This window comes from Acidovorax sp. GW821-FHT10E04, from assembly GCF_059415185.1.
This window is the reverse complement of sequence record NZ_JBWKMT010000003.1, coordinates 464301-488053: the sequence shown is the minus strand read 5'-3', so window position 1 is coordinate 488053 and position 23753 is coordinate 464301. Positions and strand designations below refer to the sequence as shown.

Annotated in this window: 24 protein-coding genes; 19 read left to right on the top strand and 5 right to left on the bottom strand. The window is 60.3% G+C overall.

Annotated elements, in window-relative coordinates:
- Positions 1-87: 87 nt before the first annotated feature.
- Together AC07OC_RS11580 and cueR are read left to right on the top strand one after the other, a co-directional pair.
- Complete coding sequence (locus tag AC07OC_RS11580) at positions 88-261, top strand: heavy-metal-associated domain-containing protein (protein WP_370627765.1); 174 nt, start codon at positions 88-90, stop codon at positions 259-261.
- Positions 258-749, top strand: coding sequence for a Cu(I)-responsive transcriptional regulator (cueR, locus tag AC07OC_RS11575; RefSeq protein ID WP_304505091.1), 492 nt, complete (start codon positions 258-260; stop codon positions 747-749). Before AC07OC_RS11580 ends, cueR begins: the two co-directional genes overlap by 4 nt.
- Before the next feature lie 28 nt (positions 750-777).
- Here cueR and AC07OC_RS11570 read toward each other — a convergent pair whose 3' ends face one another.
- Positions 778-1536, bottom strand: coding sequence for a TetR/AcrR family transcriptional regulator (locus tag AC07OC_RS11570; protein WP_218339295.1), 759 nt, complete (start codon positions 1534-1536; stop codon positions 778-780).
- 150 nt (positions 1537-1686) lie between these two features.
- Here AC07OC_RS11570 and AC07OC_RS11565 point away from each other — a divergent pair, with 150 nt between their 5' ends.
- From AC07OC_RS11565 to AC07OC_RS11490, 16 genes are all read left to right on the top strand, one after another.
- The gene (locus AC07OC_RS11565; protein WP_218339296.1) at positions 1687-2559 is read left to right on the top strand and encodes an ABC transporter ATP-binding protein; all 873 of its coding nucleotides are present in this window, start codon (positions 1687-1689) and stop codon (positions 2557-2559) included.
- Positions 2556-3437, top strand: coding sequence for a branched-chain amino acid ABC transporter permease (locus AC07OC_RS11560; protein WP_218296399.1), 882 nt, complete (start codon positions 2556-2558; stop codon positions 3435-3437). The genes AC07OC_RS11565 and AC07OC_RS11560 overlap by 4 nt, the downstream gene beginning before the upstream one ends.
- Before the next feature lie 8 nt (positions 3438-3445).
- Positions 3446-4483 (top strand): branched-chain amino acid ABC transporter permease, encoded by a 1038-nt coding sequence (locus tag AC07OC_RS11555; protein WP_218339297.1) that lies wholly within the window; start codon positions 3446-3448, stop codon positions 4481-4483.
- Between the two features lie 43 nt (positions 4484-4526).
- Positions 4527-5720 carry an ABC transporter substrate-binding protein gene (locus AC07OC_RS11550; RefSeq protein ID WP_218339298.1) on the top strand — a complete coding sequence of 398 codons (1194 nt, stop codon included), beginning with the start codon at positions 4527-4529 and terminating at the stop codon, positions 5718-5720.
- A gap of 178 nt (positions 5721-5898) precedes the next feature.
- Positions 5899-6717 (top strand): ABC transporter ATP-binding protein, encoded by an 819-nt coding sequence (locus AC07OC_RS11545; RefSeq protein ID WP_218339299.1) that lies wholly within the window; start codon positions 5899-5901, stop codon positions 6715-6717.
- Positions 6714-8513: an AMP-dependent synthetase/ligase gene (locus AC07OC_RS11540; RefSeq protein ID WP_218339300.1), complete on the top strand. Its 1800-nt coding sequence runs from the start codon at positions 6714-6716 to the stop codon at positions 8511-8513. Before AC07OC_RS11545 ends, AC07OC_RS11540 begins: the two co-directional genes overlap by 4 nt.
- Before the next feature lie 127 nt (positions 8514-8640).
- On the top strand, positions 8641-9450 hold the full coding sequence (locus AC07OC_RS11535; protein ID WP_218296394.1) for an enoyl-CoA hydratase/isomerase family protein: 810 nt from the start codon (positions 8641-8643) through the stop codon (positions 9448-9450).
- 49 nt (positions 9451-9499) lie between these two features.
- Positions 9500-10684 (top strand): acetyl-CoA C-acyltransferase family protein, encoded by a 1185-nt coding sequence (locus AC07OC_RS11530; protein WP_218339301.1) that lies wholly within the window; start codon positions 9500-9502, stop codon positions 10682-10684.
- 275 nt (positions 10685-10959) lie between these two features.
- Positions 10960-12819 carry a hypothetical protein gene (locus tag AC07OC_RS11525; protein ID WP_218339302.1) on the top strand — a complete coding sequence of 620 codons (1860 nt, stop codon included), beginning with the start codon at positions 10960-10962 and terminating at the stop codon, positions 12817-12819.
- A 306-nt stretch (positions 12820-13125) separates the two neighbouring features.
- Entirely contained in the window at positions 13126-14154 is a 1029-nt protein-coding gene (locus AC07OC_RS11520) for a glycosyltransferase (protein ID WP_218339303.1), read from the top strand.
- The gene (locus tag AC07OC_RS11515) at positions 14154-15296 is read left to right on the top strand and encodes an FAD-dependent oxidoreductase (RefSeq protein WP_218339304.1); all 1143 of its coding nucleotides are present in this window, start codon (positions 14154-14156) and stop codon (positions 15294-15296) included. The genes AC07OC_RS11520 and AC07OC_RS11515 overlap by 1 nt, the downstream gene beginning before the upstream one ends.
- Positions 15293-16087 (top strand): NAD-dependent epimerase/dehydratase family protein, encoded by a 795-nt coding sequence (locus tag AC07OC_RS11510; protein WP_218339305.1) that lies wholly within the window; start codon positions 15293-15295, stop codon positions 16085-16087. Before AC07OC_RS11515 ends, AC07OC_RS11510 begins: the two co-directional genes overlap by 4 nt.
- The gene (locus AC07OC_RS11505) at positions 16084-16914 is read left to right on the top strand and encodes a sugar phosphate isomerase/epimerase family protein (RefSeq protein ID WP_218339306.1); all 831 of its coding nucleotides are present in this window, start codon (positions 16084-16086) and stop codon (positions 16912-16914) included. Before AC07OC_RS11510 ends, AC07OC_RS11505 begins: the two co-directional genes overlap by 4 nt.
- On the top strand, positions 16914-17270 hold the full coding sequence (locus AC07OC_RS11500) for a DMT family transporter (RefSeq protein ID WP_218339307.1): 357 nt from the start codon (positions 16914-16916) through the stop codon (positions 17268-17270). Before AC07OC_RS11505 ends, AC07OC_RS11500 begins: the two co-directional genes overlap by 1 nt.
- Positions 17271-17275: 5 nt before the next feature.
- A complete protein-coding gene (locus AC07OC_RS11495; protein ID WP_218339308.1) occupies positions 17276-18088 on the top strand; it encodes a glycosyltransferase family 2 protein in 813 nt (270 codons plus the stop codon).
- Positions 18089-18104: 16 nt separating this feature from the next.
- Entirely contained in the window at positions 18105-19613 is a 1509-nt protein-coding gene (locus AC07OC_RS11490) for a hypothetical protein (protein ID WP_218339309.1), read from the top strand.
- A 223-nt stretch (positions 19614-19836) separates the two neighbouring features.
- Here AC07OC_RS11490 and AC07OC_RS11485 read toward each other — a convergent pair whose 3' ends face one another.
- From AC07OC_RS11485 to AC07OC_RS11470, 4 genes are all read right to left on the bottom strand, one after another.
- Positions 19837-20322, bottom strand: a complete 486-nt coding sequence (locus tag AC07OC_RS11485) for an SGNH hydrolase domain-containing protein (RefSeq protein ID WP_218339310.1) — start codon at positions 20320-20322, stop codon at positions 19837-19839.
- Between the two features lie 610 nt (positions 20323-20932).
- Complete coding sequence (locus AC07OC_RS11480; protein WP_218339311.1) at positions 20933-21160, bottom strand: hypothetical protein; 228 nt, start codon at positions 21158-21160, stop codon at positions 20933-20935.
- Positions 21064-21411, bottom strand: a complete 348-nt coding sequence (locus tag AC07OC_RS11475; protein WP_370627747.1) for an acyltransferase family protein — start codon at positions 21409-21411, stop codon at positions 21064-21066. Before AC07OC_RS11475 ends, AC07OC_RS11480 begins: the two co-directional genes overlap by 97 nt.
- 27 nt (positions 21412-21438) lie before the next feature.
- Positions 21439-22440 carry a recombination-associated protein RdgC gene (locus AC07OC_RS11470; protein ID WP_218339312.1) on the bottom strand — a complete coding sequence of 334 codons (1002 nt, stop codon included), beginning with the start codon at positions 22438-22440 and terminating at the stop codon, positions 21439-21441.
- Between the two features lie 323 nt (positions 22441-22763).
- Between AC07OC_RS11470 and AC07OC_RS11465 the strand changes: the two genes are divergently transcribed.
- Positions 22764-23315, top strand: a complete 552-nt coding sequence (locus AC07OC_RS11465; protein WP_218339313.1) for a Spy/CpxP family protein refolding chaperone — start codon at positions 22764-22766, stop codon at positions 23313-23315.
- Positions 23316-23753 lie beyond the last annotated feature (438 nt).

Sequence of the window (23753 nt, the reverse complement as noted above, 5' to 3'; positions counted from 1 at the left end):
CCCGCCATGACATCCACTTCCCCGATCTCTTCCCCGTCGCCTTCTCCTTCTTCTTCTTCTTCCACGCAGCTCTTCACCGTGCAGGGCATGACCTGCGGCCACTGCGAGCGTGCCGTCACGCAGGCCGTGCGAGGGGTGGACCCGGATGCCACCGTGCGCATCAACCGCGGCACGGGGCGCGTGGAAGTGGGCAACACCGACGCGGACCGCGCGGCCCTGGCCAGCGCCATCGCCGAAGAAGGCTACGCGGTCGCGCCATGACGGCCACCCCCGGCGCACCGGCCCGCCACCGCGCAGAGCCCGCGCTGCCGGGCCGGCCGCTGTCCATCGGAGAAGCGGCGCGCAGCGCGGGCATCTCCGCCCGCATGGTGCGCCACTACGAGTCGCTGGGCCTGCTGTCCGCCGTGGCCCGCACCGACAGCGGCTACCGCCAGTACACCGAGGCGGACGTGCACACGCTGCACTTCATCCGCCGCAGCCGCGACCTGGGCTTCTCGATGGAGGAGATCGCCGAGCTGCTCGCCCTGTGGCACGACCGCAGCCGCGCCAGCAGCCAGGTCAAGCGCATCGCCCAGGCGCACATCGACGACCTGAGCGAGCGCATCGCCGCCATGCAGGCCATGCAGCGCACGCTGAAAACGCTGGTGTCGTGCTGCCAGGGCAATGACCGGCCGGACTGCCCGATCCTCGACGACCTGGCGGCAGCGCCCGGCACACCGCCCGCCCCCAGGCCCGCGCGCCCGGATTGAGGCACAGCCCTCGCGGCGAGGCGCTCGTTCAGGCCTTGGACGCCCGGGCGGCGGGCGCAGCCCTGCCCTTGGCCACGGCAGGGGTGCCGGCCTTGCGCGCCGCACGCTTCGCAGCCGGCGGCGGGGGTACGTCCGCGCGGCGCAGCACCCCCTGGCACAGCGTTTCGATGCACTGCCCCGCCACCTGCTCGGCCGTGTACTCGCCGCCGGGCTGGTACCAGCGCCCGATCCAGCTGAGCGCGCCCGCGATCACGAAGGCCGTCATCTTCGGGTCGCAAGGCTGCAGCGATCCTTCCTCCACCCCCTCGGCCACGAGGCGGCGGAATTCCTGGTCGATGGCGGACTTCAGGCGGCGCAGCTCCTTGCGGCTCTCCGGCGGCAGCTGCTCGTCGCCCACGCGGATCAGGCACTTGCCGAAGTCCATGGTGACGATGCGCGCATACACCTGCATGCAGGTCATGAGCTGGTCGATGGCCTTGCCCCCGGCCGCGCGCGATGCATCGATGCCCTCGAGCATCATTTCGAGGCCCTTGCTCACGCACTGCAGCAGGATCTCGTCCTTGTTCTTCACGTAGTAGTACAGCGTGGGCTTGGTCACGTTCAGCCGTGCGGCGATGTCGTCGAGCGAGGTGGCATGAAACCCGCGTTCGTTGAACAGCTGCGCGGCCGCCTGCAGCACGGCATTGCGCTTGGCCTCGCGCTGCTGTTCGCGGTGGGACGCGGGCGCCCAGGGAGACGCAGGCGGGCGGTCGGCACTGCGGGGGGGCGACACGGTGGGGCTGGGCATGGCGGGCTGGTTCCTCGGGAAAGTACGGATGCTGGTTTGGCGCGGGGCCTTCCAGAATCTACTCACGAGTAAACAGTTTACGCACAAGTAGGAAATTTCTGCAGGCCCGCAGGAATTTTCTGGTCAGCACAAACCCGCATTAGAAAGCCAATGGAGACACACCCACCCGGCATTCCCCCCGCCAGCGCGCCGCCCCTGCTGCAGGTCGATGGTGTCACGCTGGCCTTCGGCGGGGTCAAGGCGCTCACCGGCGTGGGCTTTGGCGTGCAGGCCGGCTCCATCACCGCCGTGATCGGGCCCAACGGCGCGGGCAAGACCTCGCTGTTCAACACCATCTCGGGCTTCTACCTCCCGGGCAGCGGCGCCATCCGTTTCAAGGGCCAGGACATCACGCGGGTGCCGGCACCGCAGCGCGCCAGGCTGGGCCTGGGGCGCAGCTTCCAGAACATCGCGCTGTTTCGCGGCATGACGGTGCTCGACAACATCAAGCTCGGGCGGCATGCGCACCTCAAGACCAATGTGCTCGACGCGCTGCTCTACGTGGGCCGCGCGCGCCGCGAAGAGGCCGCCCTGCGTGCCGACATCGAGGAGCGCATCATCGACTTCCTGGAGATCGACCACATCCGCCACGCGCCCGTCTCAGCCCTGCCCTACGGCCTGCAGAAGCGCGTGGAGATGGCCCGTGCCCTGGCCATGCAGCCCGAGGTACTGATGCTCGACGAGCCCGTGGCCGGCATGAACCGCGAGGAGACCGAGGACATGGCGCGCTTCATCCTCGACGTGCGCGCCGAGTGGGGCGTCACCGTGCTCATGGTCGAGCACGACATGGGCATGGTCATGGACCTGTCGGACCACGTGGTGGTGCTCAACTTCGGCCAGGTCATCGCCCAGGGCACGCCGGGGGAGGTGCAGGCCAACCCCGAGGTGATCCGCGCCTACCTGGGCTCGGGCGACGTGGGCGACCTGCGTGCCCGGTTCCAGGCCGCTGCCACCGCCGCGCCAATGCAGGGGGCCCCGGCATGATGGACTGGGCCTACCTCTTCGAAATCAGCCTCACCGGCATCTCCGGCGGTGGCCTCTATGCGCTGGCGGCGCTGGCCTTCGTGATGGTCTACAAGGCCACGCGCGTGGTGAACATCGCCATCGGCGAGATGCTCATGGTCGGCGCCTACCTGTTCTTCACCTTCGCCGCCACCTTCGCGCTGCCGCTGTGGCTGGCCATTCCGGCGGCGGTGCTCGGCTCGGGCCTCTTGGGCGCGGTGATCGAGCGCACCATGATCCGCCCGCTGCTGGGCGAGCCGCCGATCTCCGTCTTCATGGTCACCGTGGGCCTGGCCTCGGTGCTCGTGGGCCTGGTGGAAATGATCTGGACGGCCGACCAGCGCCGCCTGCCCGAGTTCATGCCCACCAAGCCCATCATGATCGGCGAGGCCTTCCTTGCGCCCAAGGTGTTCTGGGGCGCGGTGATCGCCGTGGCCTTCATCGCGGCCGTGCTGCTGGTGTTCCGTTTCTGGCGCGGCGGGGTGGCCCTGCGCGCCACGGCCAGCGACCAGGCCGCCGCCTACTCGGTGGGCATCAACGTGCCGCGCGTGTTCTCGCTGGCCTGGGTGGCCTCGGCCATGATCGCCGCGATCTCCGGGATCATCGTCGGGTCGATTGGCGGCATCTCGTCGAGCATGGGCGTGTTCGGCCTGTCGGTGCTGGTGGTGGTCATCGTGGGCGGGCTCGACAGCGTGCTCGGCGCCCTCGTCGGCGGCCTGCTCATCGGCCTCATCGAAGCGCTGGCTGGCGCCTACCTGGGCGGCGAGTACAAGCTGCTGGCCACCTTCATCGTGCTCGTGGCCGTGCTGCTGGTGCGGCCCTATGGCCTGTTCGGCACGCACGAAATAGAACGTCTGTAAGGCACGCCATGCGCATCGGAACCCTCAAGGAATCCTACGTCGCCGACGCGGCGCTGTTCGACTCGCGCACGCAGAAGGTGTGGCTCGCCGTGGTCGCCGCGCTGCTGCTGCTGTTCCCCTTCATGGCCAGCGACTACTGGCTGTACCTGGCCTGCCTGGTCAGCATCAACGTCGCCAGCGCCACCGGCCTGAACATCCTCACGGGCTACACGGGCCTGGTGAGCCTGGGGCAGGCGGCCTTCATGGGCCTCGGGGCCTACACCGTGGCCGTGCTGGAGACGCGCGCGGGCACGCCCTTCGTGCTCAACCTGCTGGCCGGCGGCTTCGTGGCCATGCTGGGTGGCATCGTCGTGGGCATCCCCTCGCTGCGTGTCAAGGGCCTGTACCTGGCCATCGCCACCATCGCGGCGTCGTTCATCGCGCACTTCATCTTCGCCAACTGGAAGTTCACGGGCGGCACCGGAGGCCTCAGCGTGCCACCGGCCAAGCTGTTCGGGCTGCCACTCGACACCTCGTTCCGCCTGTACTGGGTGATCGTGCCGGTCACCGTGCTCATGCTGCTGGGCGCGGCCAACCTGTTTCGCACGCGCGTGGGCCGCGCCTTCATCGCCATCCGCGACCGCGACATCTCGGCCGAGGTGCTGGGCATACCGCTGCTGCGCTACAAGCTGCTGTCGTTCGGGCTGTCCTCGTTCTACGCGGGCGTGGCAGGCGGCCTGTGGGCCTACTTCTTTCGCGTGGTCACGCCCGAGAGCTTTCCGCTGCTGATGTCCATCTTCTTCCTGGCGGCCATCATCGTCGGCGGCATGGGCTCCATCCTGGGCGGCATCCTGGGCGCGGTGTTCATGACCATGGTGCCCGAGCTGCTCAAGCTGGTGGTCGCCCTGCTGCCCGGCGGCAACGAGCTCACGGTGTTCCTCTCGCCCGTACGCACCGTGATCTTTGGCCTGCTGATCATCGGATTTCTGGTGTTCGAGCCACAGGGGCTCGCAGAAGTGTGGCGGCGCATTCGCCGCTTTTTCCATCTGTGGCCGTTCCGCAATTGAGAGAGCCGCCACAGCCCATAAAACCATGAAGGAGACAAGCACCATGCCCACCACCACCACCAACGCATCCCCCATGTCACAGCGCCGCCGCACCCTGCTGCTCGCTGCGGGCGCCACGCTGGCCGCACCGCTCACCGCCACTGCGCAGGCCAGCGGCGAAGACATCGTCATCGGCGGCTCCATCCCGCTCACCGGCGTGTTCGCGTTCGCGGGCGTGGGCATCAACGCCGGCATCGGCGACTACGTGAAGATGGTCAACGACGCGGGTGGCATCAAGGGCCGCAAGCTCAAGTACGTGCCCGAGGACACGGGCTACAAGGTCGACGTCTCGGTGGCCGCGTACAAGAAGATCACCAGCCAGAACAAGGTGAACCTCTACTACGGCGACTCCACGGGCTTTGCCAAGACCATCAACCCCGAGCTCGACCGCGCGGGCACCACGCTGATGGCCGGTGCCTCGTTCGCCAGCGAGCTCAACGATCCGAAGAAGTACCCGAACCAGTTCCTCGTGGGCCCGGACTACACCGAGATGTTCGGCATCCTGCTCAAGCACATCGCCAAGGAAAAGCCCGGTGCCAAGGTGGCCTTCGTGTACTCCGATTCGGAATTCGGCCGCGACCCGATCGACAAGAGCGAGGCCACCGCCAAGGCGCTCGGCCTGTCGGTGCCCGTCAAGATCATGACGCCCGCGGGCAGCGTGGACGTCTCGGGCGAGGTCATCAAGCTGCGCCGCGCCGCGCCCGACTACACCATCTTCCACGGCTACATCCTCGCGCCCATCCCCGAGTTCATCACCCAGGGCAAGCAGCAGGGCATGGCCAGCAAGTGGATGGGCACCTTCTGGACCATGGACAGCTCCACCGTGATGAAGATGGGCGAGGCCGCCGACGGCTTCATGGGCGTGATGCCCTACCGCTACTACTACGACACCGAGAAGGCGCCCATGCTGGAGAAGATCCGCGCGCTGCGCCCCGAGTACCAGAGCACGGCCTACATCCAGGGCTTTCTCGCCGCCATGCTGTTCACCGAATCGGCCAAGCGCTGCCTGGACGCGGGCAAGCCCCTCGACGGCAAGAACCTCAAGGCCGCGCTCAATTCCATCAAGGACTTCGACACCGGCGGCCTGATCGGCGTGCCGATCACCATCAGCGGCAACTCCATCCCCGTGGGGCGCGTGTACCGCGCGGACATGAAGGCACAGAAGATGGTCGCGGCCTCCGACTGGATCAAGCTCTGATGCGGTACATCCCCCTGAGCGGCCGCGCCGCTTCCCCCTTCTCTCGCACCGCTGCGCGTTGCGGGAAGGGGGACGGCACCCTCGCTGCGGGGCGGCCCTTGCTCGGTGCCCCGCGCGCAGGTCATGCGATCGCCCACACCGCCGGCCAAACACGTGCAACGACGTTTTGGCAATGCCCATGACAGACACCGGTCCAACCAACGTCCTCGAAGTCAACAACATCGAGGTCATCTACAACAAGGTCGTACAGGCCCTGCGCGGCCTGTCGCTGGCCGTGCCGCGCGGCCAGATCGTGGCGCTGCTGGGCAGCAACGGCGCGGGCAAGTCCACCACGCTCAAGGCCATCTCGGGCCTGCTGGCGCTCGAAGACGGCACGGTGGAGTCGGGCAGCATCCGCTTCAACAGCCAGCCCACCGCGGGCCTGGCACCGCAGCAGCTGGTGCGCAGCGGCCTCTCGCACGTGATGGAGGGCCGCCGCGTGTTCGAGGACCTCACGGTCGAAGAGAACCTGGTGGCCGCGACCTATGCGCTCACGGGCCGCGCCGATGCGAAGCCCGACTTCGACAGCGTCTACAGCTACTTCCCGCGCCTGCACGAGCGCCGCAAGGGCCTGGCCGGGTATCTCTCGGGTGGCGAGCAGCAAATGCTGGCCATCGGCCGCGCGCTCATCGCCCAGCCCCAGCTGATCCTGCTCGACGAGCCTTCGCTGGGCCTGTCGCCGAAGCTGGTGGAAGACATCTTCACCATCATCGCGCGCATCAACGCCGAGCGCGGCACCTCCATGCTGCTGGTGGAGCAGAACGCCACCGTGGCACTCGCGGTCGCCCACCAGGGCTACATCATGGAGAACGGCAAGATCGTGATCGACGGCACGGCCGAGCGCCTGGCCAACGACCCCGACGTGCGCGAGTTCTACCTGGGCATGGGGGGTGGTGGCGAAGCAAAAAGCTTCAAGGACATCAAGCACTACAAGCGCCGCAAGAGATGGCTGTCATGAACCTCCCCGAACTCACCCTGCCCCAGATGCTGCGCGAGCGCGCGCGAGCCGAACCGGGCCGCGTGGCCATCCGGCAAAAGGACTTCGGCATCTGGAAGCCCTTCACCTGGGCCCGCTACCACGAGCGCGCCTGCCACTTCGGCCTGGGCCTGCGCGCGCTCGGCCTGCCGGCGGGCGGGCATGTGGGCGTGATTTCCGAGAACCGCACGGAATGGGTGCTCGCGCAGATGGGCGCGGGCCTGGTCGGTGCGGTCACCGTGGGCGTCTACCCCACCAGCCCCAGCAACGAGGTGGCCTACGTGGTCGGCCATGCCGACATCGAGGTCATGGTCTGCGAAGACCAGGAGCAGACTGACAAGCTGCTCGCGGCCCTGCCCGAGCTGCCGCGCCTGAAAAAGATCATCGTCATCGAGACCAAGGGCCTGCGCAGCTTCGCACCCGAGGTGCGCGCGCTGATCGCCACCTTTGCCGAGGTGGAGGCGCTGGGCGCCGCATCCGGCCAGCAGGCGCTGGTGGACGAGGCCCTGGCGCGCCAGGCGCTCGACGACGTGGGCCTCATGATCTACACCTCGGGCTCCACCGGCAAGCCCAAGGGCGCGATGATCAGCTACCGCAACATCCGCGGCGTGGTGCCCGGCATCGTCGACCGGCTGCAGCTCGACGCGGCCACCACGCACCTGTCCTACCTGCCGCTGTGCCACGTGGCCGAGCAGATGCTCACCAGCTTCGTTCCGGTGTACATCGGCTCGCAGGTGAACTTCGGCGAGTCCATCCGCACCGTGCAGGAAGACCTGCGCGAGGTGGCGCCCACCATGTTCCTGGGCGTGCCGCGCATCTGGGAGAAGATGCACGCCGCCATCCACATCAAGCTGCAGGAGACCGGGGGCCTGCGCCGCCGGCTGTTCCACCGTGCGGTCGCCGCCTGCCAGCCGCTGGCCGAGAAGCCGCGCAGCGCCTGGAGCCTGGGCGAGCGCCTGGCCTTCGCCGCCAGCTACTGGCTGGTGTTCCGCGCGCTGCAGAACTTCATCGGCCTGCGCGAGGCGCGCGTGGCGCTCACCGGGGCCGCGCCCATACCGCCCGACGTGGTGCGCTTCTTTCGCGTGCTCGGCCTGCCGCTGGTGGAGGTCTACGGCCTGACCGAATCCACCGGCATGGTCACGGGCCACCGGCTGGACAACGTGGTGGTCGGCACCGTGGGCGTGCCCATCCTGGGCGTGGAGCACCGCATGGCCGACAACGGCGAGCTGCAGCTGCGCGGCGACATGGTGTTCGCGGGCTACTACAAGAACCCCGAGGCCACGGCCGCGAGCATCATCGATGGCTGGCTGCACACCGGCGACGTGGTGCGCGAGGAGCAGGGCCAGATCAAGATCGTGGACCGGCTCAAGGACATCATGATCACCGCCGGCGGCAAGAACCTCACGCCCTCGGAGATCGAGAACACCATGAAGGGCAGCCCCTTCATCAAGGAATGCATCATCGTCGCCGAGGGCCGCAAGTTCGTGGGTGCGCTGGTGATGATCGACTACGAGACCGTGGGCAAGTGGGCCGAGGCCCGGCGCCTGGCGTTCACGCATTTCCGCTCGCTGGTGGAAATGCCCGAGGTGCGCGAGCTCATCGACGCCGAGATCCGCCGGGGCAACGAGCGCCTGGCCCAGGTCTCGCAGATCCGCCAGTTCCACCTGCTCACCAAGGAGCTGGACCACGACGACGGCGAGGTCACCGCCACCATGAAGGTGCGCCGCTCGAGCATCTACAAGACCTACGCTGCCGAGATCGAGGCGCTGTACCGGTAGAGAGAAGAAAAAAGGCAGGTCGCGCAGGGGGCCGTTGCGGGTTTCGTTTGCCATCCTGCTCTCAGCAATGCTATCAATATAGAAGCGTCTTGCGCTTATTCAGCAAGCGCTGGAAGGTATTTTGACCATGAACTCGTCTACCACCGTGCAAGCACCGCCCGCACAACCCCCCCTGCTGCTCGAACGAGATGGCCCCATCGCCACCCTGCGCTTCAACCGTCCCGAGGCACTCAACGCCATCGATGTGCCCATGGCGCAGGCCTTTCTCGCCAGCGTGCAAGCCATTGCCGCCGACCCCACGGTGCGCGCCGTGGTGCTGCGCGGCAACGGCAAGGGCTTCATGGCCGGGGGTGATCTGGCCACGCTGCGGGCCACGCCCGTGCAGGGCGCCATCGACATCCTCACGCCGCTGAACCAGGCCCTGCCGCTGCTGGCGCAGATGAACGCCCCCGTCATCGCCCAGGTGCACGGCGTGGCCGCGGGCGCGGGCCTGAGCCTGCTGCTGATGGCCGACTATGTGCTCGTGGCAGAGGGCACGCGCTTCAACCTGGCCTACATCAACCTGGGCACCAGCTGCGACGTGGGTGCCTCCTGGGCGCTGCCGCGCCTGGTGGGCATGCGCCAGGCGCTGGAGATCGCGCTGCTGGGCGAGGCCTTCACCGCCGAGGATGCGCTGCGCCTCGGCCTGGTCAACCGCGTGGTGCCGGCTGCAGAGCTCGACGCCGCCACCACCGCCATCGCCGAGCGCCTGGCCGCAGGCCCCACCCTGGCCTACGGCGCCATGAAGCGCCTGATGCGCGAGTCGATGGACCGTACCCTGCCCGAGCAACTGGCCGCCGAGGCGCGGGCCTTCGTGCACTGCGCGGGCACGCAGGACTTCCAGGCCGGGGTGGACGCCTTCCACGCGCGCCAGGCACCGCAGTTCACGGGCCGCTGACCTTCCTTTTTCCATCCCGCCTTCCACCTCCCCTTCGCCGAAACTTCCCATGAGCCTTCAAGACGTCTACGTCCTCTCCACCGCCCGCACCGCCATCGGCACCTTTGGCGGCAGCCTCAAGGACGTGCCCAACACCGATCTCGCCACCACTGCCGTGAGGGCCGCCATCGCGCGCAGTGGCCTGCCCGCCGATGCCATCGGCCATGTGGTGATGGGCAACGTGATCCCCACCGACACCAAGGACGCCTACCTGGCCCGCGTGGCCGCCATCGACGCCGGCTGCCCCATCGAGACGCCGGCCTTCAACGTCAACCGCCTGTGCGGCTCGGGCCTGCAGGCCATCATCTCGGCGGCCCAGGCCATCGGTTACGGGGATTGCGACATCGCCATCGGCGGCGGCAGCGAATCCATGAGCCGCGGCCCCTACTTCGACACCGCCGCGCGCTACGGCGCGCGCATGGGCGACGCCAAGAGCATCGACTACATGCTCGGCATCCTGCACGACCCGTGGCAGAAGATGCACATGGGCATCACCGCCGAGAACGTGGCCGAGCGCTACCGCATCGGCCGCGAGATGCAGGACCAACTCGCCGTGCAGAGCCAGCAGCGCGCGGCGCATGCCATCGCGGCGGGCTACTTCCGCGAGCAGCTCGTGCCGGTGGAGATCGCCACGCGCAAGGGCACGGTGGTCTTCGACACCGACGAGCATGTGCGCGCCAACACCACGCTGGAGGTGCTGGCCGGCATGAAGCCCGCGTTCAGGAAGGACGGTTTGGTCACCGCCGGCAATGCCTCGGGCATCAACGACGGCGCCGCCGCCGTGGTGCTGGCCTCGGGCGCACGCGTGTCGGCCCTGGGCCTCACACCCCTGGCCCGCCTGGTGGGCTACGCCCATGCGGGCGTGGAGCCGGCCTACATGGGCATCGGCCCCGTGCCGGCCACGCGCAAGGTCCTGCAGCGCACCGGCCTCACCGTGCAGGACATGGACGTGATCGAGGCCAACGAGGCCTTCGCCGCCCAGGCCTGTGCGGTGATCCAGGAGCTGGGCCTGGACCCGTCCAAGGTCAATCCCAACGGCTCGGGCATTTCGCTGGGCCACCCGGTGGGCGCCACGGGCGCCATCATCACCACCAAGGCCATCGCCGAGCTGCACCGCACCGGCGGACGCTATGCGCTGGTGACCATGTGCATCGGCGGCGGCCAGGGCATCGCGGCGGTGTTCGAGCGGGTGTGAGGGCGGCGCCGTCCCCGCGCTGCCGCCATTCAGGAGTTTTGCCTCCAGCGCTTTCCCATCCACCATCGATTGCTACCAAATAAATAGCAACTGAGTCCCGTGGATCCTGTGAATACGCTTCGCCCTTGCGTGGCGCGGCGCCTGGGCAAGGAGCGAGCCCGGCGCAGTCCCGGGGGCCACTTCGGCTTCCGAGGCCTGTGCCGATCGCGTCAGTATGATCGCGCTGGACAGCGCTCTCCAGCCGGAGCGCCCCGCGTTACTCTCCAGCGATCCCCATGAAAAAACTCTTTCGCATTGCGGCACTGCTTTTCTCCCTGATTCCTTTTGCCAGCAGCGCCGTCGCGGCCCGCCCGGTGTCCAGCATCATCGTGATGCCTTGGGACCTCAGCCAGAACAAGAATCTTCCCGGCGAACTCAAGTCCAAGGGATTCAGCCACGCCACGGTGTACCTGAACTGGTCCGACATCGAGCGCAGCAAAGGCCTGTACGAGTTCAGCCACTACCATGGCCACATGGATGCCCTTGTCAACGGCGGGCTGTCGCTCCTGCTGGTCATCGACATGGGGGGACGGCCCTACAAGGACGAGAGCGGCAAGCTGGTGCCCAACATGTCCACGGTCCCGCAGTGGATCACTGCCGCACATCCCGATGCCGTCATGCGGAATTTCTCGGGCGACCCGAGCTGGCAACCGGATTTCACGGACGACAGGATCAGAAAGCCCGCGCACGCTTTCATCGCGCAAACGGTCGATCATTTTTCCAGGCGCTACCCCGCAAAGGTGCTCGGCTATGCCCTCGGCCTCCAGGAGGAACACGAAATAAAGTATGGGCAGATGGGCTACCAGTGGCGGGACTACAAGGAGTCCACACAGAATGACTTCGCCAGGAAGCACAACAACGCCCGTCAGCCTGTCATCAACTACAACAACAACATTGCCGCAGGGGTGCCCAAAGCGGAACCTCTTTTGCATGCCCACAAGGAGTTTCGGGAAAACCGGCTCCAGGAAGCCACCTGCGCATACACCAAGGTGATCCGGGACAAGGGGGCGCAGGCGATCGGATATTTCGCCGAGACATTCACGTCGCATGACGCCATCTATGCCACCGGCATCGTTGAAAAACTGGCTGGGTGCATCGACATAGCCGTCATCGATTTCAACTTCTACGATGGCTACAGCCTGGTGCCGGATGCAGACGTCCTGCCCACGCTTGCCAACTACATGGGCTCGCTGGGCTACAGGAAAATCATGGTGGGTGCCTACGGTGAGCGATGGGAGGCCGAAAAAAGATCGCGGGAACTGATGCCTGTCATCCAACGCTCCGTCACCCAATCGCTGACGCAGGCCAATGTGATGGGCTACGAGATCGGAGGGTTCGCGCACCAGGCAGGCGGCGGCTCCCTCTCCGCCCTTGACATGGACAAGCTCAATGCCCCATCTGGCCACATAGCGGCAACCAGCACGGCCCCCCGGATCAAGATTGGCATCCTGGGCTCCACGACCAACTTTCACGTCTGGCACGGGGAAAGAAGCGCAGGCAGAAACACCCACCGTGATGCGCTGTTCGCGTCCTACAAGATCCTGAGCAGCGAGCCCGGGATGGATGTGCATGTCATCGGCGAAAAGAACCTTCTGCAGGACGATCCCCTCATCCAGCGCCTGGATGCCATCCTCGTCCCGCACCAGGCTGCCCTGCCACAGAGCATCAAATCCAAGCTGACCACCTACTGGAAAAACGGCGGGTCGCTCATCCAGGACATGCGCCTGGGTGAATTCGACGAAAACGGCAAGCCCACCTTTGACTGGATGCATGAGGTGTTTGGGATTGCCGATATAGAGTGGAAGAAAAACGGGGGCATTTTTTTGATTGATGGGGCCATCTACCGCCTCAAGCCCTCGCGCCGTCTCTATGCGAGCTATGCCGCCATTACCCCCAAGAATGGCTTCAAGGTACTGGCTACAGAGCTGCTGCGAAATGACAAGGGCATCATGGTCCGCGGTGAACGCACCCTGGCGTTCGGCTTTCTTCCCCAGCTTGTCGAAGACCACACTCGCGATGCGTGGAGAAAGTTGTTCGTGAAAGAGATCATGAACACACTGCCGTCTCGCAAGACTGCAGCCGCCGAACGGCAATGAGCGGGACGGGGGAAGATCCTTGTCTTCCAAAAGCACAGAGGGCGCGTTTACTAAGAGTAGGCCGGATGGCTTGCCGCGCAGGCAGCTGAACAGCCCGAGGTCCCTCCATCGATCAGTCTGTGCCGCGCATCTGCATGCGCCATGTAAAAGGTTTCAGGCACAGGGTTCGAATCAAGGTCAGTTCGCCCCCATGGGTATTCTCATGGGTTGAGATCAACTTATTCAGACATCTTTTCTGGCAGTGGTATCTGCTGAGCACATCCACACAGGCTCGATACACATGCACTGAAAAGTATGAAATATTCAATGAATCATTTTCCAATTTTCCTTTCAGTTGTGTACGTAGTACGAAACCACGAACAGCATCTTGAAGGAATTTTGCTGTCCACAACAGCACAATTGTCATCCCTCGTCAGCGACTACGAAATCATAGTCATTGACAAAGCATCTGATGACCAGAGCCTTGTGGTACTCAAAAAATTAACAAGCCAGTCCGGTCTCCCTAATCTACAGGTTTATGCACTCATCAAGGAGGTTGACAACGATACGGCTGCCTGGGTCGGCTTGGAAAATGCCCTTGGAGATTTCATCGCTATTATTGACCCCTTGAAGGATGATATTTCCTTTCTTCCAGAAATGCTGGACAAGGCCGTAAATGGCGCTGATGTAGTTTTTGCCAGCAACGCAAAAAAGGCGAAGCAGGGGATTTTATATGAACTAGCTTATGCGGCCTTCAATAGATTTTACAAGATTTTCAATGGAATTCACCTAGAAAAAGAAGCTCCCCAATATCGCCTGCTGAGCAGACGTGTGGTGAATTTCATTCACCAGCACCCACAACCGGCCATCACCTACCGACATTTGCCTGCCACGGGCGGATTTACTCGCGCAAATATGGAATACAGCAGCGAGCCACACACCCCGCAAGTAAAGAGAGTAGGTGAAAGCATTAATCGGGGAATCAGGCTGCTCGTTTCCACAACGCGCGCGCCCATGCGGCTTGTTACTTTCCTCTCGCTATTTGGTGCCATCGCGAATCTGATCTATTCGATATATGTCGTCGCGATCGGCATCTTCAAAACCAATGTTGCACCCGGCTGGGTGAGCCTTTCCTTACAACAATCGGGAATGTTTTTCCTTATTTCACTGGTATTGTTGGTCCTGGGGGAGTACATATTGCACATGGCAAGCCTTTCCAATGAAGGTCCGCTCTACCATGTAGGACAGGAATTCACCAGCGCTCACATGACACGCCGCGAAAAACTAAACATCGAGGAAGCCGCTTCCCCGCAAGCCCCATCCCCTCGCACAACTGAAAAACAACTGGTGCGGTGATGGATTTCACCCAGAATTGCGATGCTGCGATCATCGGAGGCGGTTTCTACGGCTCGGCGATAGCCATCTACCTGGCCCGTCAGCGGGGCTTCAAGCGAATTGTCCTGATTGAAAAGGAGACTGAACTCCTGACACGTGCGTCCTATCACAACCAGGCACGGGTTCACAATGGTTATCACTATCCACGAAGTTTTACGACCGCCTTCCGTAGCCGGGTTAATTTTCCACGTTTCGTGCAAGATTGGCCTCAGGCCATCACGCGGGATTTCACGAAGTTATACGCCATAGCTCGCAGTAATTCCAAAGTCAATTCAAAACAATTTGAACGCTTCTGCCAGGAGATTGGCGCGACCACAACCCGTGTGGACGGGCCGCTGAGACATCTTTTCAATCCCAAACTTATCGAGGATGTTTTCCTGGTCGAGGAATATGCTTTCGATGCCATGCAGTTGGCTCGGTGGGCTCAACGCGAGCTGAGCGAATGTGGCGTCCACGTGCTCCTGGAAACAAGTGCCACACTCGTAAACAGATCAACCACCGGTGGGATGAAAATATCTCTGGAGAGCACTCATGAGAAAAAACAGACCATCTACAGCAAGTATCTTTTCAATTGCACTTACAGCGGCCTCAATCAACTGAAAGGTGATTACCCCGGCAGCCACACCAAACTGAAGCATGAAATAACTGAACTGGCGCTCATAGAAATGCCTTCAGAAATTAAAAAAATAGGGATTACCGTCATGGATGGCCCCTTCTTTTCGGTGATGCCTTTTCCATCGCAAGGATTGCACACCCTCTCGCATGTTCGATACACGCCGCATTTCAGCTGGGAAGACAAGCAGGATTCAGATCCCTATCAACAGCTTGCCAACTATGATGGTGCTACGCGATTCGACCGCATGATCCGAGACGTAGCCAGGTATATTCCGATAGTCCAGAAATCCAAGCACGTTAGATCATTCTTCGAAGTTAAAACCGTACTAAAGAAGAATGAAAATGATGACGGCAGGCCCATTCTCTTTGAAAAATACGCCGAATTGCCGGGATGTTATTCCATACTAGGCGGAAAAATAGACAATATCTATGACGCACTGGAAAAACTAGACTCTGAAAATCTCTCGATACCCCAAGGCATTTCATGAAAACAGCACTGATTGGCTTCTCTGGATTTGTGGGCAGCACATTGCTCAAGCAATTTTCATTTGATGAGCTCTATAGATCAAAAAATATTCAGGATATTCCAGGAAAAAGATTCGACGTGGTCGTTTGTTCCGCGGCTCCTGCACAAAAATGGATAGCCAATCGCGAGCCTGAAGCCGACAAGAAAATAGTAGATGCCCTCATCCATCATCTCAATGCAATTGAGTGCGGGAAGTTTATTTTGATCAGCACCGTGGATGTTTTCAAAAAACCTGTGGAGGTGACCGAAGAGACCACGGTCGATGAAGAAGGTTTACATGCCTACGGATTGCATAGGCGTTATCTCGAGAAATTCGTCCAGTCCCGGTTTCCCGAGCATCTCATAGTTAGACTACCGGGATTGGTAGGCCCTGGACTGCGAAAGAACATCGTTTACGATTTTCACAACAGTAACAACCTCAAATCCATTGATAGCCGGAATATTTTTCAGTTTTATCCGATGGTCAACCTATGGAGCGACATAGAAATCGCCCTGGCGGCTGAATTGAAATTGGTTCATCTCACGGCAGAACCGGTACGTGTTGAAGAGGTGGCACGCCAAGGCTTCGGCATGCCCTTCCAGAATCATTTGGAGGGCATTCCCGTTAAATATGACATGAGGACTTGCCACGCGTCCCTTTTCGGAAGCCATGGTAGCTATCAATACAGCTGCCGCGAGACCCTTCAGGCGATTCGCTCCTACGCACAATCCGAGCCTTCTTCATCGATCTCCAATCCACGCGTGGCTTCATGAGAATATCTTTTTCCAATATTGCGTGGGACACCGCCGAAGACGAAGCGGTGGCCCAGGTCCTCCATGAGCAAGGCGTGGATGCCATCGACATAGCTCCAGCGAAATATTTTCCCCACAATGACACAGTGACTGACAAGGAGATCGCCACCGTCAGGGATTGGTGGGGTGCGCGCGGCATCACCATCGTAGGGATGCAGGCGCTCATGTTTGGCACTACGGGGCTGAACATGTTTGGCGCCGATGAGTCCCGGAGCGCGATGCTCAGCCACCTCGCTTCCATATGCAGGATAGGAAGCTGCTTGGGTGCCACCAAACTGGTCTTCGGCTCTCCCCGGAACAGAGACCGATCAGGATTGGAAGTCAATGAAGCAACAGATCGTGCCGTTTCCTTCTTTCGCACATTGGGAGATATTGCGCAGACCCATGGCGTTGAAATTTGTCTCGAACCGAACCCTCCATCCTATGGGGCCAACTTCATGATAGACAGCACTGAAACAGCGCACGTCGTCAATATTGTTTCGCATCCTGCCATCCGCATGCAGCTGGATACCGGGGCTATGTTCATCAACGGCGAATGCGCTCCCGAGGTGATCGCGCAAAACGCCCATTTGATTGGCCACATTCACGCAAGCGAACCACAATTGTCACCCTTGGGCGACCCGGGAACAGATCATCGTGGCATCAGGGAAGCGCTGATGAACTACTTGCCCAAACACATCCTGACGATAGAAATGCTTGCGACCAGCAATGAGCCGCATCTAGCGGCTATCCAGCGTGCATTGGCCTTTGCAAAAAGCACTTACCAAGTTCAACAAGGCTCTATTTGATGAAATGGGTCATTCTTTTGATGGGTATTGCGGCCAATGCCTCAGCGAGCGTATTGATTAAACTTGCAATGCTGCCTCCCCGAAAATTCCCTTCGCTTTCAGACCCGATGGCAGCATTTACCAACTGGCCATTCTGGCTTGGTCTTGGTCTATACGGTGGAGCATTTCTACTATATGCCGCGGCGCTTGCAAGATTTCCTCTGAATGTTGCCCATCCCATATTAACCAGCGGGGCTGTCGCCACCGTGGCAGTACTCTCAGCCATAGTTTTCAAGGAACCTTTTCATTGGATGACCGTGGCGGGAATATTTTTGGTGATTGCTGGCGTATTCCTTATCTCCTCACGCATTACATGACAACCATGCCAACCATGTCCGACATTGCTCCTGAAGCAAGAGCCTCTTGGCAGATTCCCGACTTTGATGCGCCTCTCTGGTTGGGTCGTGAGCACCCTTGGTGCGTTGTGGTTCCCGTCATCAATGAAGGGGAACGCATTCAGAAGCTGTTGCAGCGCATGCAGGCGTGCGACATTTCGAAGCTGGCTGACATCATCATCGTGGATGGTGGAAGCAGCGACGGTTCCACCAATCCCGCCACCTTGAAGAACCTTGATGTCAGTGGTTTGCTTGTCAAGAAAGGGCCTGGAAAGCTCAGTGCGCAACTACGCTGTGCCTATGCCTTTGCCCTCGACCACGGATATCAGGGAATTGTCACCATCGACGGCAATGACAAAGATGATCCAGAGGCCATTCCGCGCTTCATCCAAGCCCTTCAAAAGGGGGTCGATTTTGTTCAGGCTTCCCGTTTCATTTCAGGCGGAATCGCGGAAAACACGCCGGCGTCTCGATATTTTGCCATTCGATTTATCCACGCCCCCGTTTTAAGCATTGCTTCTGGCTTTCACTGGACAGATACAACCCAGGGCTTCCGGGCCTACAGCAGACAAATGCTCCTGGACAGAAAAATATCTCCCTTCAGGGAAATTTTTTCTGCTTACGAGCTTTTGGCCTATCTCTCGTACAAAGCGCCAAAAGAAGGCTACAAGTGCTTGGAAATTCCCACAACAAGAAGATACCCTGCAGGTGAAGTGCCCACGAAAATAAGCAGCTTCAGAGGAAATATCTCGGTACTTTCAACACTTTTTCGCGCCTGCCTGGGAAAGTATGACGCATAAGGCGCATTGAGCATAAATGAAAAGATTAGTTTATTCCGAGTCCGGAAATAATGGATTCAACTATATTCTCGGCTTCTTGTTCCTGCTGTGCACGATACTAGGGACAAGGTATCAGTATTTTCTTCTCAGGCAGAAGGAATGGGGAGATGAATCAGAAACCATCGTAGCAGCCAAGATGATGGCAGCCGGAAAATATCTGTATTCAGAGATATTTAACCATCATGGCCCCCTTACATTTCTATCCGGCGTGGCCATGGAATCCATGGGGGATTTTGGAGTGCGCGGCCATCGGGTTCCCATCGCCCTTTTACAACTCATCAGTCTCTGCGCAATATACTATTCACCCATATTAAAAAATAATACAACACGCATATTTTCCGTTGTTTATGCGTTTTCATTCATAATTTTTCTCATACCCCTATTCCTGGGGCACATGTATACGTATCAAGCAATTGTCGGACCGCTCATTCTAACAATACTGTTCCTATACACATTTCCTTCAATCATTGATCGAAATCTGTTGACCATGAACAGGGTCTTCGTCGGGTCTTTGCTTCTTTCTTGTCTTCCGTTCCTGGCTGTTACCTACATTCCCATTGCCATTATTCTATTTTTCTCCTCATTGGTGAGGCCATATATATTAACATCAGTAGGTGGAATAATTTCAGGCACGGTGTTGAATCTACTTTTTCTGAATTTCTACGGCTCAGCGAAGGGATATTTAGCATTCCACTTCTATCTAAATTCGGAAATACTTCCGATTTATATAGGAACGCCTTCAATCCTCTCAATCATCCTGTCCGCCTGGGAAAAATTGACAAGTTATCCTCTCACCATCCTGAGCTTGGCAATTACATCCGCAGGAATCTTCAGTCTTTCCCGGCATGAAAATAAAATACCCTGGCGGTCAGGACTTCTAGTCGCTGGCGTTGGCAGCCTGCTAGTCCGGGGCGCTGACTTTCACGGCTTGGCTTACTATTATTTATTTGTTGCCATTTCCATTCTGCCGATGTTAGGGAATGTACAGGGATACACACTTTCCCTGAAATACGTCACCCTAGTCATCTGTCTATTTTTCATTGCCAAATCTTCGCTACTCCTTCCAGGAGCGCGGCAAGAATTCAAGGAAAATAGATTACCGACTGAAACCGAATTTTCATTGCTCGTGAAAAAATATACCAACAAAGACGACAAAATAATCGCCTATTCATTCCAGAATTTTCAATACATAGCCTCTGAAAGACTCCCGGCTTCGGGGCATTTTTTCTACCTACCTTGGCAGGAAAAATACAATGAAAACCCCATATTCGGGATCAAGATCGATGCCTGCAAGGAAATATCAGAATACCTTCCCAAAGTCATGCTGATTGACCAATGGAAAGTATGGAGCCTATACCCGTGGGAGGCATATGGAGGTTGTATTCAAAATATACTGGATAATTTCTACAACAAAACCCCCGACCGCCCATACTATATTAGGAAAGATATTCCAGCAGAAGAAGTTCTTCCGAGGGGAAGTAGATGACTCTATTCATTGAACAGGCTATCCAATTTCAGAATTATCGATATCGATTTTCAGGTTCATGCCCCAACTGGTCGGGGGCAGACCAGGGAAGAAATGGCGAAAAATTTTGTGCGGAAGTTCGGCAGTCTGGCGTCCGCAAAACCTCGGGGACACAGATGAAGGGGAACTGAATCCATCCCCTACCACTCAGCAAGTGGCTCAACTCCCGTTTACTCTTTCCTCTTCAATGGCCCAGTGCGTATTCCACCGCCCGTGCCAGGGCAGCTCCCATCAACTGGCTTTCTGCCATTGTGAAGTGGCCTGAATCGACATAGAGCTGAATGTTACTACGCTTGACATAACAATATTGGACATCGAAGAGATCGCTCGAATTATCGAATATGGTCACGCCCCATAATCCATGGACTGAGCGTTCTATCAGGGCATCATATTCGCGCCGCTCCCATTCGACGGTCTGCCTCGGCCTCGCGCAATCTGCTGACTGCGCGTGCCAAGCAGGCCGCAATTCGTTACTTAGGCCATCACCGTGGACAGCATGGGATATATGGGAACGGATTTGACCAAAACCACCTTTTTTTTTCTGCAACAAGCGCTGCGTAGCCCGACGCAAGCTATTTTCATATGCCTGTGCGGCAGTTTCCGCAGACTGATCCTCCTCCACACTGCGCAGGTTGTCCTGAGGCAGATACCTCATGTAGGCTGTGGACAAGATTTCCGGGTCGGATCGATATCGAGTGGCCCTGCGGACCGGGGCACCGAGGGGCTTTGCAGGCCATGGAATCCAAGCCAGGCCAACGCGCCCTTACCTAGTATCAGGATGGCCAGCAAACACTAGCAGGGGCCAATGCCACAGATACAACGTACGGATAGCTGAGTCTTCCGATGTACACCATCACTGGATGCGAAAGGAGTTTCCGGTTAAACCATGCATCCGATACATCCCCTACCATCAACACGGCGGCCAGCACCACTACGGTATAGATCTCGGGAAACCTGCCTGGATTTATAGGCAAAAATTGCATGGCAACCAGCAAAACCATACCGAGCCATGCCAACGCGCCACGGCCACGCTGGCGGGACCACCAACCGCAGGGCCCGCGCCAACTGCCTGCGTACGACTCTATTAGATGCACGCCAGCGCCCGCCCGATGACAACTCCCCCAGTCGTCCAAAAGGCAGAAAAAAGGCGGCCGGGGGGCTTCTACTGGTAAGAACGAGGTGCCGGCAAGAGATGCCGGCAGCCATCCCACACATACCAGCACCAGCGAACGCCGGATACGGTGGGCCCACAGCAAAACCAACGGCCACGGCAGGTAGAACTACTCTTCCACCCCCAAAGACCAAAGGTGCAGTAGCAGCTTGAGCTTGCTCGCTACATCCCAATAGCCCGATTCCAGATAGAAATAGATATTGGCGCAAAATATCGAGCTGAAAAACACAGACTTGCTCATCAGCCAATATTCGGACGGATACATACACCAGGGGCCGGCGATGAGGTAAAACAGCAGCACCAGCAGCAGGGCCGGAAAATGCGGTTGATCCGGCACACATAAAACTCGCGGACGGAAAATCTTCTCTGCACAAACTCACGGTACCAAATGGGAGTGATGACGTAGCCGGAAATAACAAAAAACAGATCGACGCCTACAAATCCATGGGCAAACACGCCTGAGAGGCGTGTACTGCAAGAGCCATCAATACGGCAATGGCCTGGGTGCCATGGATATCCGGGCCATATCTGAAATTGTTTTCCACCCCCCCGTCGTCCCTCCAAACAGTGCCAGCAATTGGCTGTCACTCAACACAAAAATCTCCGTGCCCTCCCTCAAAACGGCGCCGATGCTGGATCTTCGTCTGCTGGTGCATCGACCGGACCCGTCACTGCAGTGCTTCCCTCTGGAGGGGATGACGCAGCGGTAGCCGCCGCGCCGGCCACCCCACTTTCCGCCTCGCCCCCCAGCGCCTCGATCAGGTCCGGAATCAGCTTGACCAGCTCGCCCGTGGCGATCGCCACGTCGGTGTCAAAGCCACCGTCGTCGGCCTTGGAGCCTTCGAACACTGTGTCCAGGAACGAGACCTTCTTGATCTGAAGCCCCTCGGTGAGCATGAAGCTCACGCGGTCGTCCCAGGTGAGTGCGAGCTTGGTGGGCAGCTTGCCGGCGTCGATGTGGGCCTGCACCTCTTCGATGTCCAGCGGGTGGCGGGCATAGCGCACCACGGCCTTTTCCTCGGTGGCGCTCTTGAGCTCGCATTCGCGGTCCACGGTGAAGCCCACGGGCGGCTCCTGTTCCTTGAGCCAGTGGGACATGGCCGCTTGCGGGCTGGTCTGGGTGTTGATGAGCGACACCGACAGGCCGGGCAGCGATTCGACCAGCAGCGTGACGACTTCGTCCGCACGGCCCTGGCTGGAGGTGTCCAGCACCAGCAGGCGCGATGCCGTATCGATCCACACCCACATGGAACCCTGCTTGGTGAACGCCATGGGCAGCAGGTCCAGCTTGGCCTCGTCCTTGAGTTCCTTGCTTTCCTTCTTGCCAGGCTTGCGGCCGGTTTCCTGCTCGATGCGTTCTGCCTTTTCCTTCACGCGGCGTGCCAGCACGCTGCCGGGCAGCACCTTGGACTCGACCATGAAGCGCAGGATCCATTGGCCCCCGACCGACTCGGCCAGCGGACCGTGCTGTTCGCCACGCGGCGGCACCCAGCCCAGGGACTTTTCCTGCGTGGCGCCGCATTCGATGAAGGGCGCCTTGGCCAGGGCCTCTTCCACTTGTGTCAATTCGACCTGCCATTGCGGCGCAATGCGGTACACGATCATGTTCTTGAACACGGAAAACCTTTTCTTTTCTGGGACGGAATGCGCCATTGTCGGTGGTTCTGCGGGAGAGTTTTCCTGCCGTCCATCCCTGGCGGTCCGCGCACCCGCGAGCGGATGAACAGGCACGATCACAGCCGGCAGACGCCGTGGAACGGGCCTTGCCGTGCCACAGGCGCCGTCCCCCTTCACGAGACATGCGCGGGGTGTTTCTTTTGGAAACTTTACACAGCCTCACCCAACCGGTATGGCGGCGATACATGCGGGGCGGACACTGGCCCTCAATCGCCGGAACGGTCGTCCTGGCGAGTTCCCAACCCTGTGAAAGGACTCACACCATGGTTTTCAGATTCCAACACCGCCTGGCCGCCACCGCTGTTCTCGCTGCACTGGCCCTGCCGGTCCTGGCCCAGCAACCTCCAGCCGCCCCGCCTGCAACGGGTGCCACCGCAACCACCGAAGGCCGCCACAAGGCAGGGGGTGACCGCCACGAGCACCATGCGCGCCACCAGGCCCACATGGCCAAGCGCATGGCCGCCCTGAAGGACCAGCTCAAGCTGAGCGCCGCCCAGGAACCCGCCTGGACGGCCTTCAGCACCGCGATGCAGCCTGGGGAACGCACTGCCCGCCTGGACCGCAAGGACATGGACAAGCTCACCACGCCCGAACGCATCGACCGCATGCGGGCCCTGCGCGCCCAGCACGCCGCCGAGGCCGACCGCCGGGGCGAGGCCACCAAGACCTTCTACGCCGCCCTGACGCCAGACCAGCAGAAGACCTTCGATGCGCAGGCGCACCGCGGCCACCAGCGCATGCGCGACCACCACCACGGCGGCGGCGGCATGCGCGGCGGCGAGGGCCATCCATCGCCCGCCGCACCGGCGAAGTAACGCCCCACCCAACCCCCACCGCCCCCGCACGCCCTGCGGGGCGGCGGCCCTGGGGACGGGTCTCCGGCGTGCAGCCGGCGCTGCCTTTTACTTTTTCTTCCCGTGCTCCCCAAGCCCGGGGTCCTGACTGGACCCCGGGCTTTGTGCTTTGCGGCCACGCAGGCGGTCGCCTTGGACGGCGTTTGTGGATAACCCTGGGGGCAGTTGTGGCACAACCTGCTGGTTATCCACAGAAGAAGGCGCTGCGCCGAAGTTGTTGTCTGTGAGCCCCGGACTTTGCGCCGCCCGCCGCACAGAGTTTGCGGCCACGCAACCCCGCGCCAGCATTGGAAAAAAACCCCTTGTCCACAAAAAATGGGGTGCTCTACTACTACTGCTATTTATATATAGAACCATAAAAGAATAACCAGAACCTCTTTTTCGTGCCCCCAACGCCCG

Bases quoted from the DNA above. Each gene is read 5' to 3' on its own strand.
- AC07OC_RS11580 (WP_370627765.1), top strand. From the start codon at position 88: ATGACCTGCGGCCACTGCGAGCGTGCCGTCACGCAGGCCGTGCGAGGG.
- cueR (WP_304505091.1), top strand. From the start codon at position 258: ATGACGGCCACCCCCGGCGCACCGGCCCGCCACCGCGCAGAGCCCGCG.
- AC07OC_RS11570 (WP_218339295.1), bottom strand. From the start codon at position 1,536: ATGCCCAGCCCCACCGTGTCGCCCCCCCGCAGTGCCGACCGCCCGCCT.
- AC07OC_RS11565 (WP_218339296.1), top strand. From the start codon at position 1,687: ATGGAGACACACCCACCCGGCATTCCCCCCGCCAGCGCGCCGCCCCTG.
- AC07OC_RS11560 (WP_218296399.1), top strand. From the start codon at position 2,556: ATGATGGACTGGGCCTACCTCTTCGAAATCAGCCTCACCGGCATCTCC.
- AC07OC_RS11555 (WP_218339297.1), top strand. From the start codon at position 3,446: ATGCGCATCGGAACCCTCAAGGAATCCTACGTCGCCGACGCGGCGCTG.
- AC07OC_RS11550 (WP_218339298.1), top strand. From the start codon at position 4,527: ATGCCCACCACCACCACCAACGCATCCCCCATGTCACAGCGCCGCCGC.
- AC07OC_RS11545 (WP_218339299.1), top strand. From the start codon at position 5,899: ATGACAGACACCGGTCCAACCAACGTCCTCGAAGTCAACAACATCGAG.
- AC07OC_RS11540 (WP_218339300.1), top strand. From the start codon at position 6,714: ATGAACCTCCCCGAACTCACCCTGCCCCAGATGCTGCGCGAGCGCGCG.
- AC07OC_RS11535 (WP_218296394.1), top strand. From the start codon at position 8,641: ATGAACTCGTCTACCACCGTGCAAGCACCGCCCGCACAACCCCCCCTG.
- AC07OC_RS11530 (WP_218339301.1), top strand. From the start codon at position 9,500: ATGAGCCTTCAAGACGTCTACGTCCTCTCCACCGCCCGCACCGCCATC.
- AC07OC_RS11525 (WP_218339302.1), top strand. From the start codon at position 10,960: ATGAAAAAACTCTTTCGCATTGCGGCACTGCTTTTCTCCCTGATTCCT.
- AC07OC_RS11520 (WP_218339303.1), top strand. From the start codon at position 13,126: ATGAATCATTTTCCAATTTTCCTTTCAGTTGTGTACGTAGTACGAAAC.
- AC07OC_RS11515 (WP_218339304.1), top strand. From the start codon at position 14,154: ATGGATTTCACCCAGAATTGCGATGCTGCGATCATCGGAGGCGGTTTC.
- AC07OC_RS11510 (WP_218339305.1), top strand. From the start codon at position 15,293: ATGAAAACAGCACTGATTGGCTTCTCTGGATTTGTGGGCAGCACATTG.
- AC07OC_RS11505 (WP_218339306.1), top strand. From the start codon at position 16,084: ATGAGAATATCTTTTTCCAATATTGCGTGGGACACCGCCGAAGACGAA.
- AC07OC_RS11500 (WP_218339307.1), top strand. From the start codon at position 16,914: ATGAAATGGGTCATTCTTTTGATGGGTATTGCGGCCAATGCCTCAGCG.
- AC07OC_RS11495 (WP_218339308.1), top strand. From the start codon at position 17,276: ATGCCAACCATGTCCGACATTGCTCCTGAAGCAAGAGCCTCTTGGCAG.
- AC07OC_RS11490 (WP_218339309.1), top strand. From the start codon at position 18,105: ATGAAAAGATTAGTTTATTCCGAGTCCGGAAATAATGGATTCAACTAT.
- AC07OC_RS11465 (WP_218339313.1), top strand. From the start codon at position 22,764: ATGGTTTTCAGATTCCAACACCGCCTGGCCGCCACCGCTGTTCTCGCT.